This is a genomic window from Ruminococcus sp. OM04-4AA (assembly GCF_003462585.1).
Lineage (GTDB): Bacteria > Bacillota > Clostridia > Lachnospirales > Lachnospiraceae > Mediterraneibacter > Mediterraneibacter faecis.
The window spans coordinates 37943-54814 of sequence record NZ_QTZH01000008.1; the positions used below are offsets into that span (position 1 = coordinate 37943).

The window sequence follows — 16872 nt, forward strand, 5'->3', positions numbered from 1 at the left end:
AAATCCGCTACAATAAGACTATTCACAGTCTATAGAAAACTGCGAACGATTATAATAGAAGAAAAGAGGAATTAAACATGGCAAATCCAGTAGTTACATTTGAAATGGAAAATGGCGATATCATGAAAGCAGAACTGTATCCGGAAGTAGCACCGAACACAGTGAACAATTTTGTGTCACTTGTAAAGAAAGGTTTCTATGACGGAGTGATCTTTCACCGCGTGATCAGTGGGTTCATGATCCAGGGAGGAGATCCGGAAGGAACAGGAATCGGTGGTCCTGGATATTCAATCAAAGGAGAGTTTGCACAGAATGGTGTGGCGAACAACCTTGCACATGACGCAGGAGTTCTTTCTATGGCACGTGCAATGCATCCGGATTCAGCAGGAAGCCAGTTCTTCATTATGCATAAGAAAGCACCACACCTTGACGGAGCTTATGCTGCATTTGGTAAGATTACAGAAGGAATGGATGTAGTGAATAAGATTGCTGAGACAGCAACAGACTACAGCGACCGCCCGCTTGAGAAACAGGTAATGAAGAAAGTTACTGTTGAGACATTCGGAGAGGATTATCCGGAGCCGGAAACAGTATAGTTCATAAAAACTTTATACTTTTAACGAAATTATTAGCACTCTTTTGAAAGGAGTGCTAATTTTCTATTGACTTTTAAATTTTGCTGTACTAGAATGTCCATTAGGCAGGCAAATATACTATCGATATCAGCGAAAAAGCTGATTGACAGCCGATATTAAAAGAAACGTAACTGAGCAGTTACGGATAGATTATAAATAAAAAGGAGTGCAGTAAAATGGCAGTTAAAAAAGGTACTTTATCAATTGACAGCGAAAACATTTTTCCTATTATCAAGAAATGGGTTTATTCCGATCATGATATCTTTGTACGTGAACTCGTATCTAACGGATGTGATGCGATCACTAAGCTGAAAAAGCTGGATATGATGGGAGAATATGAACTTCCGGAAGGATACAAACCGAAGATCGAAGTAATTGTCAATCCAGAAGAGAAGACAATGAAGTTTATCGATAACGGACTTGGTATGACAGCAGAAGAAGTAGAGGAGTATATCACTCAGATCGCATTTTCAGGTGCGACACAGTTTCTTGAGAAATATAAAGACAAGACAACAGAAGATGATATGATTGGACACTTTGGTCTTGGATTCTACTCAGCATTCATGGTAGCTGACGAAGTTCAGATTGATACTCTTTCCTATAAAGAAGGTGCGAAACCGGTACACTGGGCAAGTGAAGGCGGTACAGAGTATGAGATGCAGGAAGGAAATAAGACAACAGTCGGAACAGAGATCACACTGTATCTGAATGAGGACAGCCTTGAGTTTGCAAATGAATATCGTGCAAGAGAAGTACTTGAGAGATATTGCTCTTTCATGCCAACAGAGATCTTCCTTTCCAAGGCAAATGCAGAGCCTGAGTATGACACAATCGAAGAGGATGATGTTCTTGATACAGATACTGTTGTGGAGCACATCACAGAAGAGCCAAAGGAAGGCGAAGAGGGCGAACCGAAGAAAAAAGCAAAAATTGTAAGACGTCCGGTATCTATCAGTGATACACATCCGCTTTGGACAAAGAATCCAAGTGAGTGTACGAAGGATGATTATATTGATTTCTACCGTAAGGTATTCATGGATTATAAAGAGCCACTGTTCTGGATCCATCTGAACATGGATTATCCATTTAACTTAAAGGGAATTCTTTACTTCCCGAAGATCAATACAGAGTATGATCCATCGAAGGAAAGATTAAACTTTACAATAATCAGGTCTTTATCGCAGATAATATTAAAGAAGTAATCCCAGAGTTCCTTATGGTACTTAAGGGAGTGATCGATTGTCCGGATCTGCCGCTGAACGTATCACGTAGCGCACTGCAGAACGACGGATTTGTAAATAAAGTTGCTGATTACATTTCTAAGAAGGTTGCTGACAAGCTGAACGGAATGTTCAAGACAGACCGTGAGAATTATGAGAAATACTGGGATGACATCAGCCCATTCATTAAGTTCGGCTGTCTGAAGGATGAGAAATTCGGTGAGAAGATGAAGAACTCTATGCTTTACAAGAATCTTGATCACAAATATATGACTCTCGAAGATATCATCAAAGAAGCCAAAGGTGAAGATGCTGACGTAGCAAGGCAGAAGAAACTAAGGAAGAAGAAACAAAAACAGACGCAGAAGAGTCTAAGGACGCAGATGCGAAGGAAGAAGAGAAGACAAGAATCTTCTATGTAACAGATGAAGTACAGCAGAGCCAGTATATCAACATGTTCAAGGCTCAGGGACAGGATGCGATCATTCTGACACACAACATTGATTCTGCATTTATCACATACCTTGAGCAGAAACATCAGGAAGTTCAGTTCTTGAGAATTGATGCAGATGTACATGATTCTTTGAAAGACGAAGTTGCAGAAGATGAGAAGGAAGAATTCCAGAAGACAACAGACAGCCTTGTTGAAATCTTCCGCAAAGAGCTTGGCAATGAGAAGCTTGATGTCAAAGTTGAAAAGCTCAAAGATGAGAATGTAGCATCTATGGCAGTTCTTTCTGAGGAAAACAGAAGAATGCAGGAGATGATGAAGATGTATGGTATGGGCGGCATGGATGCATCCATGTTCGGAAGCCAGGCAACACTGGTTCTTAACGCCAACCATCCGCTGGTTCAGTTCCTTGTAGCAAATAAGGACAGCAAGAACGTGTCAATCATCTGCAAACAGCTGTATGATCTTGCAATGCTTGCTCATAAGCCGTTAAGTCCGGAAGAGATGACAGCATTTGTTAAGAGAAGCAATGATATCATGATGCTTCTGACAAAATAATAAAGTAAAATGATGAGAAACATGTTCCATGAGTTTCTCATCATTGGCAGTAATAAGTTCAGCCGCTTCACGATTATTTGACCGTGAGGCGGCTGTTATTATGTGCGCCTTGCGGCACACATTGCTAATGGATTTTTAAATTTACATCAACTCAAATGCAATCTCTTTTTTTAAAAAGAACTTCTTTACCATCTCATCCCATTCGCGTTCCAGGGTCTTATCCATCATAAAACTCTTGAAGGAAGTTCCTGTTACGCAGGTGAGATGAGTTCCATCGTAACGTATATTCAAATATAGTCCCTGCACGTCAGCAGGATTAAGTCCCAGTTCTTTCTGTTCAATCAGACGGGAAATATTCTTTGAATTCAGGCTGAAGACAAAATAAAAACCGAGCGGTGTTTTCTTTCCCTTAATTAAGGAAAAACAAAATTCACGCAGATTTTTCCAAAGAGAATATTCCGGAATCTCTTCTTCGGAATCAAAGAAATCTTTCTGTATATACCCGTCAATCCGAAAGGTATTAAACGTAATAATCTCTCCTTCAATAAAAGAGAAATTGTCAAATGTCTCTTTTAACAGAAGGTGAGACATGAAGTTTTTTACATTTGTTAAAGTCAGTGAAATCATAGAAATCAGATACCTCCGCAGCTGTTTAAGTTCTTAATCGTCTACCTATCATTGTACTAAAAGGAATGGCGAGATACAAGCGCAGATTTGTTGACTTTTATTGCTAAAAAATGTACTATTAAAACAGTATGGGATTCTATACAGTATATAAAAAACAGAAAGAATATAGATATATGAAGAAAACAATAAAAAGAAAGCAAAAACTGGGAATCCGGATCGGGGTCGGATGTGCGCTGGTCATTACAGTGATACTCCTGGCAGTGCAGGGTGTTAGCAATCTGACAAAGAAGCCAGTCGACACCAGTGAAGGAATTGCATATATAAAAGGCAAAGAATCTGCTGACGCAAAGACAATTGAGCAGAAGATTAATCAGTTAGAGAAGAAAGATGGTACGGGAGAGTCATCCGATACAAGAAGTATGAAGGAACGCTTTTCCGGTGCTGTTGTGATGGGAGATTCTATTGCAGCGAGTTTCACAGAGTATGATGTACTGAACACATCAAGCGTTGTTGCGAAAATTGGAATTCATTTCAGCGAACTGGATGATCAGATCGAGCAGGCAAAACAACTGGATCCGCAGATTATTTTTCTGGCATATGGGATGAATGATGTGACTAAGACAAACGGAGATGTAGACAAGTTTATCAAGGATTATTCAGATGTGATCAAGAAGATTCAGAAGGCTATGCCGGATGCGCACATTTTTGTGAATGCTGTTTTTCCGGTGCAGGAAAGTGCAGTAGAGAAGGAGCCGGCACTTGCAAATATTGCAGATTACAATGAAAAACTAGAAGCAATGTGTGAAAAGAAGCAAATCGGATACATTGATAATTCAGATATTATAGAAGACGAATACTATGAAGAAGATGGAATTCATTTTAAAGCGAATTTCTATCCAATCTGGGCAGAAAAGATGGCGGAGGTGGCAACGCTATGACAGAGAAAAGACAGCGAATGATCTCTGCGATGAAATATATACTTTTAGCAATTATCGTGGGATATCTTGTGATATTGATGCTATATGCAAGTGGAAGTAAGCGGGCTTTTTCAGAAGTATCAAAGGCTGTGAGCAGTGTATTGGACAGTAAAGAACTTGTGCAGATGGATGACCAGATGCTCAAGAGAAATTATGGACTGAACAGTGCGGACTACAAGGGTGTTTTGTATTATTCTTCTCCGTCCAGTATTTCAGCAGCGGAAGTTCTGGTGATACAGGTGAAAAATGATGCACAGATAGAAAATGTGACAAATGCGATCGCACAGAGAAAAGCACAGAGAATAGAAGATTTTGATTCTTACCTGCCGGAACAGGTGAAGCTTTTAGAGGACTCACAGGAAAGTATTCGTGGAAGATATATCTTCTTCGCAGTATCTTCGAAAGCTTCTGAATATCGCAGCGCATTTGACAAGAGTCTGTAGAAGGGGGAGCAGATGTTATTTAGTAGTATTACATTTTTGTTTTTATTTCTGCCGATCATGCTGGCAGTTTATTATATTGCACCGCCGCAATGGAAGAATCTCCTGCTGCTTGCAGGCAGTCTGATCTTCTATGCCTGGGGCGAACCGGTTTATATCATTCTGATGATACTCAGTATTTTGTTAAACTATTTTTGCGGAATGGATATTGAGAATAAGAGTGAGAATGAGGCGAAAGCAAAACGATCACTGGTCTTTGCAATAACAGTAAATATTGTTTTGCTTGTGTTCTTTAAATATTTTGGATTTTTGGTAGAAAGTACGAATACGTTGTTCGGAATCAGTATTCCATACAGGGAACTGGCATTACCAATCGGAATTTCTTTTTATACATTTCAGGAAATTTCCTATATTGTGGATGTATATCGGGGTAAGGTAAAAGCACAGCAGAGTCTGGTAAAGTATGCACTGTATGTATCCATGTTTCCGCAGCTGGTTGCCGGACCAATCGTCTGTTACGGAGATATTGAGAAGCAGCTTACCGCAAGGAAAATCTCCGGAAGAAAGTTGGGACAGGGCGCGATGCTCTTTATTATTGGACTTTCGAAGAAAGCAGTGCTTGCAAATACACTGGGAAAGATTTTTGAAGAAATCTCATCGACATCAGCAAGTAACCTGACAGTTCTGATGGCATGGCTTGGATGTATTACTTATGCATTCCAGATTTATTTTGATTTCAGCGGCTATTCAGATATGGCAATCGGACTTGGAAGAATGTTCGGTTTTGAGTTTAAGAAGAACTTTGATGTGCCGTATATTTCTAAAAGTATTACGGAATTCTGGCGCAGATGGCACATTTCTTTGAGCTCCTGGTTCCGTGAATACGTATATATTCCGCTTGGTGGAAATCATGTGACGATTTCAAGAAATATTGTAAACCTTTTGATTGTCTGGATGCTGACCGGAATGTGGCACGGAGCTGCATGGAATTTTATTGTATGGGGAATCTATTATGGAGTGGTTCTCGTACTGGAGAAATATGTCTGGGGGGCAATCGTGGATCGGTGGCCAAGTGTATTGCAGCATATTTATGCATTAGTACTGGTGCTGGTTGGCTGGGTGTTTTTCTTTAGTCCAAGCCTTGGAGCAGCACTTCGTTACCTCTTTGCAATGGTTGGCGGCGGAGCAGGATTTGCCAGTAAAGAAGTATTCTTTGTGATCCTGACACACTGGTTGTTCTACTTGTTGGCAGTAATTGGATCAACAACACTTGGATCAAGAATGCTCCGTGCAATCCTGAATGTGTCTGAGAATCATACAGTACGGACTGTAATCACACTGGTTGTTTTCTTTGGAATGCTGGCAATATCAGTTGCTTATCTGATCGCAGATACGTACAATCCGTTTTTGTACTTTAGATTCTAGAGAGTTATAGAAAACAGTGAACGACAACAATTAAGGTGAAAAGATGAAGAAAGATAGACAGAGAAAAGTACAGGAGCAATTGGTTGGTATTATATTTATTCTGACCTTGTTTCTATTCCTTATTATAAATGTTATTGTGCCTGATAGAGAAAAATCAGTGCAGGAGAACCGTATGCTTGCAACGAAGCCAAAGTTTCGCCTGAGTAGTCTGATAAGCGGAGATTATGATGAAAAATTTGAAGCTTATATGGATGATCAGTTTGTTGGAAGAGACATGTGGAGAAAGCTGAAAGTTACGGTGGACCGGATTGGTGGAAGTCGTCTGGAAAACGGTGTCTATATCGGAACGAATGGACAGCTTTTAGAACAGATTGAAGTTGCAGATGAGAATCATCTTGCCGCAAATATTAAGGCAATCAAATCATTTTCAGAGAGCCAGAAAAAGATTCCGGTTCGTATGATGCTTGTTCCGGATGCAGCAAATGTGCTGAATCATTCACTTCCAGCATTGGCAAAGCCGGAAGATCAGACGCAGATGTTCAGCATGGTGCGAAAGGATCTTGGAGATAGCGTTGAGTGGATTGACGTGTCAACGGAATTGAATAAACATAAGACAGAGAAGATTTATTACAAAACGGATCATCACTGGACGACACTTGGTGCATTTTATGCATTTCAGGCGGCGGCACCATCCCTTGGGATTGAAGGAGATCTTTCTGGGAAATATGTTTCCTATGCAGTTTCAGACAGCTTTAACGGAATGTTGGCGTCAAAAAGCGGAGTGAACCTTGGAGAGAAGGAACAGATTGATATTTATGTGCCGACAGAAGAAGATACAGACTTGATCGTAGATTATGTGGATGAAGGAAAGCGTTCCACATCCTTATATGATTCTTCTAAATTAAAGGAGAAAGATCAGTATACGGTATTTCTAGGAGGAAATTCATCCCTTCTTGATATCCGTACAGTTTCTACAAGCACAAAGCGTCTTCTCCTTGTGAAAGATTCCTTCGCAAATTCATTTATTCCGTTCCTGACGCCGTACTACAGAGAAATCGTAGTTGTGGATCCGAGATATTACAGTGGAACGATCAATGATCTTATGGATTCCTACAGAATCTCAGAGGTTCTGTTTTTATACAGCGGAAATACATTTTTCAAAGACAATAATATAAGTGGAGTGTTTGCAGTTGAGTAATCGAATCAAAGAAGAATTTTTACAGAAGAGTGAGCCGGTAAGGCTGAATAAATATTTGAGCGAGGCGGGCGTGTGTTCCAGAAGGGAGGCAGACCGCCTCATTGAGACTGGACGCGTGACAGTTGATGGACAGCGTGCGCAGACCGGTATGCGTATCGTGCCGGGACAGGTCGTGAAAGTTGGAAATAAAGTTGTCTCAAAACAGGATGAGATGATTGTGCTGGCGGTAAATAAACCGCGTGGAATCGTTTGTACAGAAGAACGCAGAGAGAGGGACAGCATTGTCCGTTTCCTGAATTATCCGGTGCGTGTGACTTATATCGGACGACTTGATAAGGATTCTCATGGACTTTTGTTGATGACGAATAATGGAGATATCATCAACAAAATGATGCGTGCAGCCAATAAACATGAGAAAGAGTATAAAGTAACTGTAGATAAAGAAATCACAGAAGATTTCCTGAAGAAGATGGCAGCCGGAGTTCCGATCCTTGATACTGTGACCCGTCCGTGTACTGTAAAAAAGATTGGAAAGTATACATTTTCCATTATCCTGACTCAAGGGCTGAACCGCCAGATCCGCAGAATGTGTGAGGCTCTCGGATATGAAGTGAAGGATCTTTTACGCGTCCGCGTGATGAACATTACACTGGATGGACTGAAGGATGGACAGTACAGAAAACTGACAGATCAGGAATTGAATGAATTATATGATCAGCTGAAAGATTCTTCCGTACTTCCGGGAGGAAAATACCAGGAACAGTGGGCAGCAGCACAAGATAATAGAACGAGACATGGGAAAGGGAAGAAGCGATGATGGATGAGCAGAAAGAAATGAATCACATGCGAGAACTGGTGGAACTTCTGAACAGAGCGAGACGTTCTTATGAGCAGGAAAATACAGAGATCATGAGCAACTACGAGTATGACAAGCTCTATGATGAACTGCAGGAGTTGGAAGAGAAGCTTGGTACGAGAATGGCAAACAGTCCGACTGTAAATGTTGGATATGAAGTACTCAGTGAGCTCCCGAAAGAACGTCATGAGCGTCCAATGCTTTCTCTGGATAAAACGAAAGATGTAGAAAGGCTGAAGGAATTCCTAGGCGGACAAAAAGCATTAATCTCCTGGAAACTGGATGGACTTACTGTTGTTCTGACCTATCAGAACGGAGAAATTGTGAAGGCAGTCACCAGAGGAAACGGAGTGATCGGTGAGGTCATTACAAACAATGCGAAAGTATTTAAAAATGTACCGCTTAAGATTCCATATCAGGGAGAACTTGTACTGCGAGGAGAGGCCGTTATTTCCTATAAAGATTTCGAGAAGATCAATGAAGAGATTGAGGATGTAGATGCGAAATATAAGAATCCACGAAATCTTTGCAGCGGTTCTGTTCGTCAGCTGAATAATGAAATCACTGCAAAGAGAAATGTAAGATTCTATGCATTTACACTCGTTCGTGCAGAAGGCGTGGACTTCCAGAATTCCAGAAAATATCAGATGCAGTGGCTTGAAAACCAGGGATTTGATGTTGTGGAGAACCATGAAGTGACAAGAGATACGATTGAAGAGGAAGTGGCATGGTTTGCCCGTGAGATTGAGCACAACGAAGTTCCATCGGACGGTCTTGTGCTTGTGTATGATGATATTGCTTACGGACAGTCACTTGGAACAACAGCGAAGTTCCCAAGAGATTCCTTTGCCTTCAAATGGGCAGATGAGATCCGCAACACAAAGCTGCTTGAGATTGAGTGGAGTCCGTCACGAACAGGTCTGATCAATCCGGTGGCGGTTTTTGAGCCGGTAGAGCTTGAAGGAACGACAGTCAGCCGTGCAAGCGTCCATAATATCAGCATCATGGAAGAACTTGAACTTGGTGTTGGAGATGAGATCCAGGTATACAAGGCGAACATGATTATTCCGCAGATTGCGGAGAATTTGACAAGAAGCGGAGTGAAAGATATTCCAAAAGTCTGTCCGGTCTGTGGAGGTGAGACGAAAATCTCTATGGAAAATGAGACAAAGACGCTGTATTGTACCAATCCGAAGTGTCAGGCAAAGCATGTGAAGTCCTTTGCACTTTTTGTGAGCAGAGATGCGATGAATATTGAGGGCCTTTCAGAGGCGACACTGGAGAAATTCATTTTCCACGGTTATGTGAAAGACTTTACAGATCTCTTCCATCTTGATAACTACAGAGATGAGATCATGACAATGGATGGCTTTGGCGAAAAATCTTTCCTGAAACTGCAGAGCAGTATTGAAAAGGCAAGAAAGACAACACTTGCAAGACTGGTTTATGGTCTCGGAATCCCGGGAATCGGAAGTGCGAATGCGAAGGTGATCTGCCGGGCACTTGGAAATGATTCGCAACGCGTACTTCAGGCAGAAGAGGCAGAACTGGTTGAGATCCAGGGTGTCGGAGCAGTCATGGCGAAGAGCTATGTAGATTATTTTAAAGAGGAAGAGCATCAGGAAATCTATAAGCGACTTCTTGACGAAGTGGAATTAGAAGAAGAGGAAGTAACAGAAGACAGCCAAAAATTCGCCGGAGTGAACTTTGTTATTACCGGAAGTGTTGAACATTTTGCAAATCGTGCAGAGGTAAAGGCTGAGATTGAAAAACGTGGCGGTAAGGTGACGGGAAGTGTCACATCAAAGACAAATTATTTGATCAACAATGACGTAAATTCCACATCTTCAAAAAATAAAAAGGCAAGAGATCTCGGAGTTCCGATTATTTCAGAAAAAGATTTTCTGGAAATGCTGTAGAGAAATTGTTGCCGGGAACAAGTACTTTGAATTGTAATATGAAATGACTGGGAGATGATAGTGTGAAGAAAAATAAATTCTATCCGTTGGGTGGAACCACGGTATTCCTTGTGGATCAATGGGCAAAGCACTATGTGGAAAAGAATCTCAAGATGGGTGAAAAGAGGAAACTGACAGAGAAACTGGAACTTCGACGTATTCATAATCCGGGAATCTGTCTGGGAGTATTTGCGAATAATCCAAAGAAAGTGAAAAAGCTTACAGAAGTGGGAACAGGTATTGTGACAGTGATACAGATGCTGACACTTCTAGGGAACAGCAATATTTTAAGAAAAACCGGAATCACACTTGCGGCAGCAGGTGCTTGGAGTAACTTGACGGACCGTTATCAGAAAGAGAAGGTTGTTGATTACATCGGAGTTAAGACAGGAAAGGAAAAGTTGGATCAAGTAACATATAACCTGGGAGATTTTGCAATTGGAGCGGGTGGAGTTCTCTGGGTTCTTGGTTCTATGTTTAAGAAAGGAAAAGAATTATGATTCAGGATATACAGCCACATCAGTTTGATAACCAGTACAGACCATGCCCTCCGGATGCGCAGAGCTATGCATTGTATTACGAAGGACAAAGCGCACTGCTGAAGAAAAGGAAAGATGGAATTGAATTTCCAAGATTTCGTGATTTGGAACGGCTTAATGAAGAAATTTATGAAGAAGCAGTTTATCTGTTTACGATTGACGAGGAACGCTTTTATCTGGTACAGAATATTAGTCGTGAACGGTTGTCAGAGTTTACAATGGAGAATAAAGAATCTTTCCGTTATGCAGAACCGCAGTATCTTGCATTTGCCGGAATTACCGGTTATCAGTTGAACAACTGGTATCGTAATCGCAAGTTCTGTGGACGCTGTGGACATAAGATGAGACATGATGAAAAAGAACGTATGATGCGCTGCGATCATTGTGGCAATATGGAATTTCCAAAAATCTGCCCGGCAGTTATCATAGGAGTAACTGATGGTGACAAGATTCTTATGTCAAAATACGCTGGAAGAGCATATAAAAAATATGCACTTCTTGCAGGATTTACCGAGATTGGAGAAACAATCGAGGAGACTGTTCAGCGTGAAGTCATGGAAGAAGTCGGACTGAAAGTCAAGAACATACGTTATTATAAGAGCCAGCCGTGGTCTTTCAGTGATACGATCCTGATGGGGTTCTATTGCGACCTGGATGGAGAGGAAGAAATTACATTAGATCGGGAAGAACTGGCACTGGCAGAATGGTTTCAAAGGGATGAGATTCCGGTGGAGCCGAGCAGAGACAGTTTGACGAATGAAATGATCATTAAGTTTAAAAATGGTGAAGTGTAAAACTTTCTTATGAACAGTTACAAAATATGAATAAATTCAGTAAGAAAACGGAAAGATGTGAATATCTCTGAGAAATTCATATCTTTCCGTTTTGATATACTTGTTTAATTGCGTGATATTGCAGTAATAACAGTTAAGCTTCAGGACATGTGATTTTAATCACCTGCTCGATCATGTGATGAAGCAGCTGAGCCTGGTTTGTGTCTGCTGCTTTGTAGTAAACTTCTTTCCCTTCTCTGCGGCTGGTAATCAGTCCGTAAGATTTCAGCTGGCGGAGATGGTGAGAGACAGCCGGGCTACTCATGTCCATCATGGAAGAAATATTGATCACACATTCTTCGCAGTGGCAGAGAAGCCAGAAAATGCGTACCCTGCTGTTATCTCCGAGGACCTTGAACAGGTCAGCTACAATCTGGAAGTCCTCCGTCTTTGCAATGTTATCTATAAGAAGTTTTGTATTCAAATGTTCACCATGATTATGTGGTAAAATATGGTCAGTCATAAACAATCTCCTTTAAAAATATTATAGTAACTGTTCAGAGCCAACCTCCAAAATGCTACGCATTTCGTCGGTGTGGCGTATCCGCCAAATAAAATTTCAAAAACAGTTTTAAAAATGCAAGCATTTTACACCTGTTTTATGAAATTTTGCTTGGCTCTGAACAGTTACAATTCAAGAATACCTTCAGTATCTCTTTAATCATAAAGGTATTGTAACACAAAATGGCAAAATGTATTGACTTTTTCATTTGGAGAGCTATAATGTAAATATAAAGATTAAACAACTGCTTAATTGTTTAATGAAAAATAAGAGAAGATGTAAGAAATTTGATGAGAGTCAAAGATCAAAGAAGATTAAAGGAGAAGAAAGATGAAGAAGACGTATAAGATCGAAGTGGATTGTGCAAACTGTGCGAACAAGATGGAAGATGCAGCAAAGAACACAGCAGGTGTTCAGAATGCAACAGTGAATTTCATGACACAGAAGATGATCGTTGAGTTTGAAGAGGGACAGGATGCAAAGAGCGTTATGAAAGACGTCCTGAAGAATTGTAAGAAGGTAGAGGACGATTGCGAGATCTACCTGTAAGAGGGTGAAGAGAATGACGAAGAAGCAGAAAAAGATGCTGACCAGGATCATCGCTGCGGCGGTGCTCCTGATTCTATTGAATTTCCTTCCGGTAACAGGAATTATCAGATTTGTATTGTTTCTGATCCCATATCTGATTGTTGGTTACGATATTTTGAAGAAAGCATGGAAGGGAATCTTAAACCGTCAGGTATTTGATGAGAATTTCCTGATGGCAGTCGCCACGGTCGGTGCGATTGCGATTGCATTTTATGAGAAGTCCGGAGACTTTAATGAAGTGGTAGCTGTTATGCTGTTCTATCAGATCGGTGAACTTTTCCAGAGCTATGCAGTTGGAAAGAGCCGCAGAAATATCAGTGAACTGATGGATATCCGTCCGGATTATGCGAACATAGAGCAGGATGGAAAGCTGGAACAGGTGGATCCGGATGAAGTTGAGATCGGAACAGTGATCATTGTTCAGCCGGGAGAAAAAGTGCCGATCGATGGTGTAGTTGTAGAAGGTACATCTACACTGAATACAAGTGCGCTGACCGGTGAAAGCGTTCCAAGAGAAGCAAAGACAGGTGATGAGATCATCAGCGGATGTATCAATATGACAGGGGTGTTGAAGATCCGTACAACAAAAGAGTTCGGAGAATCAACGGTATCCAAGGTACTGGAACTGGTAGAAGAATCTACATCCAGAAAATCAAGATCAGAGAACTTTATTTCTAAATTTGCAAAATATTATACACCGGCGGTATGCTATGGCGCACTTGCACTTGCAGTGCTTCCACCACTTGTGAGAATGTTTGCAATGGGAGCTGCACCGCAGTGGAATGACTGGATCTACAGAGCACTGACATTTCTTGTAATCAGCTGTCCGTGTGCGCTGGTTATCAGCATCCCACTTAGCTTTTTCGCAGGAATCGGTGGGGCAAGTCATGAAGGAATTCTGGTGAAAGGATCCAATTATCTCGAGGCACTGTCCAAGACAAAATATGTTGTTTTTGATAAGACAGGAACTTTGACACAGGGAATTTTTGAAGTGGTCGGAGTACATCATAATCAGATGGAAGAAAAGCAGCTCTTAGAGTATGCGGCACTTGCAGAGAGTGCTTCGTCCCATCCAATCAGCAAGAGTATTCAGAGGGCTTACGGAAAAGAACTGGATCGTTCGCGCGTTAGCGAGATTGAAGAGATTAGTGGAAATGGAATTACAGCGAAGGTAGATGGTAGAAGTGTTGCAGCAGGAAATGTTAAGCTGATGGATCGCCTTGGTATTCCATATAAATCATGTCATAAAGTAGGAACAATCATACATATGGCAATTGATGGCGAATATGCAGGACACATTGTGATTTCAGATGTTGAGAAACCGACTTCTAAAGAAGCAATCGCGAAACTGAAACAGGCAGGAATTCAGAAGACAATCATGTTGACGGGAGATGCGAAACAGGTGGCAGACCAGGTGGCAGCAGATCTTGGTATTGATGAGGTTCACAGCGAACTGCTTCCTGGAGATAAGGTGGAGCAGGTAGAAAGACTTCTGGCTGAGAAGCCGGCGAAGGCAAACCTGGCATTTGTCGGAGACGGTATTAACGATGCACCTGTTCTTGGAAGAGCGGATATCGGTATTGCGATGGGGGCAATGGGATCCGATGCGGCAATTGAGGCAGCAGATGTTGTCCTGATGGATGATGATCCGTTGAAGATTGTTAAGGCAATCCGAATTTCTAAGAAATGTCTCGGAATCGTATATCAGAATATTGTATTTGCTCTCGCAGTAAAGGGCGTGTGCCTGATTCTCGGAGCACTTGGAATTGCAAATATGTGGCTTGCAATCTTTGCAGATGTGGGAGTTATGGTACTTGCAATACTCAATGCGATGCGTACACTTTTTGTGAAGAAGTTATAAAAAGAAAAGGATGAATGGTAAATGTGAGATACATTACCACTCATCCTTTTTCTAATGACTTAATCAGTAAAATCTTATACAGCTTTCAGGAACTGTACACTGTAAGCCGGCATTGTCAGCTGTCCGTTCAGAGTTACATTTTCTATTTCATCAGCATTTGCAAGCAGTTCTGTGAAATTACCCTGCAGTTCTCCATTTCCGGCAGTAAATTCAGAATCACCGGCGTTGATCGCAACGAGAACACGTTCATTATCAGTGCGGCGTTCAAAGATCAGCTGATGATTTGTAATGACAACATTTCGGTAAGAACCATTGCAAAGAGCATCACTGTTTCTGCGAACTTCAATCAATTCTTTGATGAAATCAGTCAGTTCATTCGGCTTCGGCTCTTCGAAGCATGGACGAAGTGCATAGTCATTATCCGGTGCTTTCACACCTTCCTCGCCCCATTCACTTCCATAATAGATACACGGAATACCCGGCATACCAAAGAGAAGACCGTAAGCAAGCGGAAGATGATTCTTGTTCGTCAGGATACTTGCGATACGTGTGACATCATGATTATCTACGAATGTCATCAAATGCTTTCCACGATAAATACACCACTGCTCTGGTCCGAACTGGCGATTCAGAGAATGTGCGATCTCAAACAGATTCATGCAGTTGAAGCTTGAAAAAATTCCTTTGTAGCATTCATAGTTTGTACAGCTGTGAAGCATCTCGTCGTTTACAATTAGATTGTAGTCACCGAAGAGAACTTCACCGATCAGTGCAAATCCCGGTTTCAGTTCCTCGCAGAAGCTGCGCAGACGGCGCATGAAATTATGATCCAGGCAATAAGCTACATCCAGACGCAGTCCGTCTATGCCGAACTCTTCAATCCACATCTTGACACAGTCAAGCAGATAGTCGACAACTGCAGGATTCTGCAGATTTAATTTAACAAGTTCAAAATGACCTTCCCATCCTTCATACCAGAAACCATCGTTATACGCACTGTTTCCGTCGAAGCTGATATGGAACCAGTCTTTATACGGAGAGTCCCATTTCTTCTCCTGCACATCCTTGAATGCCCAGAAGCCACGTCCAACATGATTGAATACTCCGTCCAGCATGATCTTTACATTGTTATCATGCAGCTTTTCACAGACTTCTTTAAAGTCTTCGTTCGTTCCAAGACGACAGTCGATCTTGCGGAAATCTCTTGTGTCATACCCATGGTTGTCTGATTCGAAAATCGGATTCAAGATGATTGAACCGATTCCAAGATCACCAAGATATTCTGCCCATTCACCAATTTTAAGAATCCGGTGTTCTGTTACTCCGTCATTATGTACCGGAGCACCGCAGAATCCGATCGGGTAGATTTGATAAAAAGTTTCATTGTAAGCCCACATAGTTGTTACCCACTTTCTTGATTCGGATTTTTATCGGATTTCGATAAAGAGTCAGAGATATAAAAATCTCTTAAAACCTATTTCTAATTATAACATAAGTTGAGCGTTTTGGTGAAAAAGTTTAAAGAGATAGAATTGCATTTACGAGAAATACAACGTATACTAAAATTATCGAAATAACAGGAAGATACTGGACGGATGATACAGAAATATGGAAGATTCAAATGAAGATTCAAAGGAGGATATCATGGGAGAAGAGATATACCAGAAAGCACTGGAGTATGCGAAGAAGAAGCATGAAGGACAGTTTCGGATAGGTGGAGCTCCTTTTATTGTACATCCGATTGCAGTTGCAGAGATTCTTCGACAGGATGGTAAGCAGGTTGAATATCGGGTTGCGGCAGTATTTCATGATCTTTTAGAGGATACAGATGCTTCAGAACAGGAGATTGTAGAAATCGGGGGAGAAGATGTCTTAAAAGCAGTGAAGCTGGTGACGAAGGAAAAAGAATATTGTATGGAGACCTATATTGCAGGGATTAAGAAAAATTCTATGGCATATGCAGTGAAAGGGGCAGATCGTCTTCATAATCTGCAGAGCGCATTCTGTGCAAATGAGAAGTTTCGCAAGAAATACATCCGCGAGACGCTTGACTGGTATATGAAATTCAGACCGGAGATCCCGGAAGTTGTAGCAGAACTGATTGAAAGCCTGAGCGACGATGAGGAGAAAGAGAAATTCCGTGCTGAAATAGAACATTTTGTAGAGAAATGAATGAAAGCAGAAGTAGATTTAGTAAGAAAATA

The 16872-nt window shown here is 41.3% G+C and carries 18 protein-coding genes; 15 read left to right on the forward strand and 3 right to left on the reverse strand.

The annotated features are described in order from the left end of the window. The first annotated feature begins 77 nt into the window (after positions 1–77). The 4 genes from DXB52_RS04205 (at position 78) to DXB52_RS16625 (ending at position 2864) form a co-directional block, all read left to right on the forward strand. Positions 78–596: a peptidylprolyl isomerase gene (locus DXB52_RS04205; protein WP_118106603.1), complete on the forward strand. Its 519-nt coding sequence runs from the start codon at positions 78–80 to the stop codon at positions 594–596. Positions 597–811: 215 nt separating this feature from the next. After that, positions 812–1837 carry a heat shock protein Hsp90 family protein gene (locus DXB52_RS16615; protein ID WP_472519948.1) on the forward strand — a complete coding sequence of 342 codons (1026 nt, stop codon included), beginning with the start codon at positions 812–814 and terminating at the stop codon, positions 1835–1837. After that, on the forward strand, positions 1837–2277 hold the full coding sequence (locus DXB52_RS16620; RefSeq protein WP_472519953.1) for a hypothetical protein: 441 nt from the start codon (positions 1837–1839) through the stop codon (positions 2275–2277). The genes DXB52_RS16615 and DXB52_RS16620 overlap by 1 nt, the downstream gene beginning before the upstream one ends. Before the next feature lie 32 nt (positions 2278–2309). Next, positions 2310–2864, forward strand: coding sequence for a hypothetical protein (locus DXB52_RS16625; protein ID WP_472519949.1), 555 nt, complete (start codon positions 2310–2312; stop codon positions 2862–2864). Between the two features lie 141 nt (positions 2865–3005). Here DXB52_RS16625 and DXB52_RS04215 read toward each other — a convergent pair whose 3' ends face one another. Continuing rightward, positions 3006–3491 carry a DUF5721 family protein gene (locus DXB52_RS04215; RefSeq protein WP_118106604.1) on the reverse strand — a complete coding sequence of 162 codons (486 nt, stop codon included), beginning with the start codon at positions 3489–3491 and terminating at the stop codon, positions 3006–3008. A 173-nt stretch (positions 3492–3664) separates the two neighbouring features. Between DXB52_RS04215 and DXB52_RS04220 the strand changes: the two genes are divergently transcribed. From DXB52_RS04220 to nudC, 8 genes are all read left to right on the forward strand, one after another. Further along, positions 3665–4429, forward strand: a complete 765-nt coding sequence (locus tag DXB52_RS04220; RefSeq protein ID WP_055173129.1) for a GDSL-type esterase/lipase family protein — start codon at positions 3665–3667, stop codon at positions 4427–4429. Beyond that, positions 4426–4911, forward strand: coding sequence for a DUF4358 domain-containing protein (locus DXB52_RS04225; protein ID WP_118106605.1), 486 nt, complete (start codon positions 4426–4428; stop codon positions 4909–4911). Before DXB52_RS04220 ends, DXB52_RS04225 begins: the two co-directional genes overlap by 4 nt. A gap of 12 nt (positions 4912–4923) precedes the next feature. Then, a complete protein-coding gene (locus DXB52_RS04230) occupies positions 4924–6333 on the forward strand; it encodes an MBOAT family O-acyltransferase (protein ID WP_055147670.1) in 1410 nt (469 codons plus the stop codon). A gap of 43 nt (positions 6334–6376) precedes the next feature. Beyond that, positions 6377–7531, forward strand: a complete 1155-nt coding sequence (locus DXB52_RS04235; RefSeq protein WP_118106606.1) for a DHHW family protein — start codon at positions 6377–6379, stop codon at positions 7529–7531. After that, entirely contained in the window at positions 7524–8348 is an 825-nt protein-coding gene (gene rluF / locus DXB52_RS04240) for a 23S rRNA pseudouridine(2604) synthase RluF (RefSeq protein ID WP_117579207.1), read from the forward strand. Before DXB52_RS04235 ends, rluF begins: the two co-directional genes overlap by 8 nt. Beyond that, entirely contained in the window at positions 8348–10306 is a 1959-nt protein-coding gene (gene ligA / locus DXB52_RS04245; RefSeq protein WP_118106607.1) for an NAD-dependent DNA ligase LigA, read from the forward strand. The genes rluF and ligA overlap by 1 nt, the downstream gene beginning before the upstream one ends. A 62-nt stretch (positions 10307–10368) precedes the next feature. Beyond that, positions 10369–10845: a signal peptidase II gene (locus tag DXB52_RS04250; RefSeq protein WP_181989155.1), complete on the forward strand. Its 477-nt coding sequence runs from the start codon at positions 10369–10371 to the stop codon at positions 10843–10845. After that, a complete protein-coding gene (gene nudC, locus DXB52_RS04255; RefSeq protein WP_117498630.1) occupies positions 10842–11678 on the forward strand; it encodes an NAD(+) diphosphatase in 837 nt (278 codons plus the stop codon). Before DXB52_RS04250 ends, nudC begins: the two co-directional genes overlap by 4 nt. A gap of 133 nt (positions 11679–11811) precedes the next feature. On the opposite strand, the gene DXB52_RS04260 is transcribed toward nudC, so the two are convergent. Continuing rightward, positions 11812–12180: an ArsR/SmtB family transcription factor gene (locus DXB52_RS04260; protein ID WP_117568314.1), complete on the reverse strand. Its 369-nt coding sequence runs from the start codon at positions 12178–12180 to the stop codon at positions 11812–11814. 369 nt (positions 12181–12549) lie between these two features. Between DXB52_RS04260 and DXB52_RS04265 the strand changes: the two genes are divergently transcribed. Together DXB52_RS04265 and DXB52_RS04270 are read left to right on the forward strand one after the other, a co-directional pair. Then, positions 12550–12768, forward strand: a complete 219-nt coding sequence (locus DXB52_RS04265) for a cation transporter (protein WP_020437282.1) — start codon at positions 12550–12552, stop codon at positions 12766–12768. A 13-nt stretch (positions 12769–12781) separates the two neighbouring features. Beyond that, on the forward strand, positions 12782–14668 hold the full coding sequence (locus DXB52_RS04270; RefSeq protein ID WP_118106609.1) for a heavy metal translocating P-type ATPase: 1887 nt from the start codon (positions 12782–12784) through the stop codon (positions 14666–14668). A 74-nt stretch (positions 14669–14742) separates the two neighbouring features. Here the strand turns inward: DXB52_RS04270 and DXB52_RS04275 are convergent, their stop codons facing one another. Continuing rightward, entirely contained in the window at positions 14743–16065 is a 1323-nt protein-coding gene (locus tag DXB52_RS04275; RefSeq protein ID WP_118106610.1) for an alpha-amylase family glycosyl hydrolase, read from the reverse strand. A gap of 247 nt (positions 16066–16312) precedes the next feature. Here DXB52_RS04275 and DXB52_RS04280 point away from each other — a divergent pair, with 247 nt between their 5' ends. Continuing rightward, complete coding sequence (locus DXB52_RS04280) at positions 16313–16840, forward strand: HD domain-containing protein (RefSeq protein WP_181989156.1); 528 nt, start codon at positions 16313–16315, stop codon at positions 16838–16840. Positions 16841–16872 lie beyond the last annotated feature (32 nt).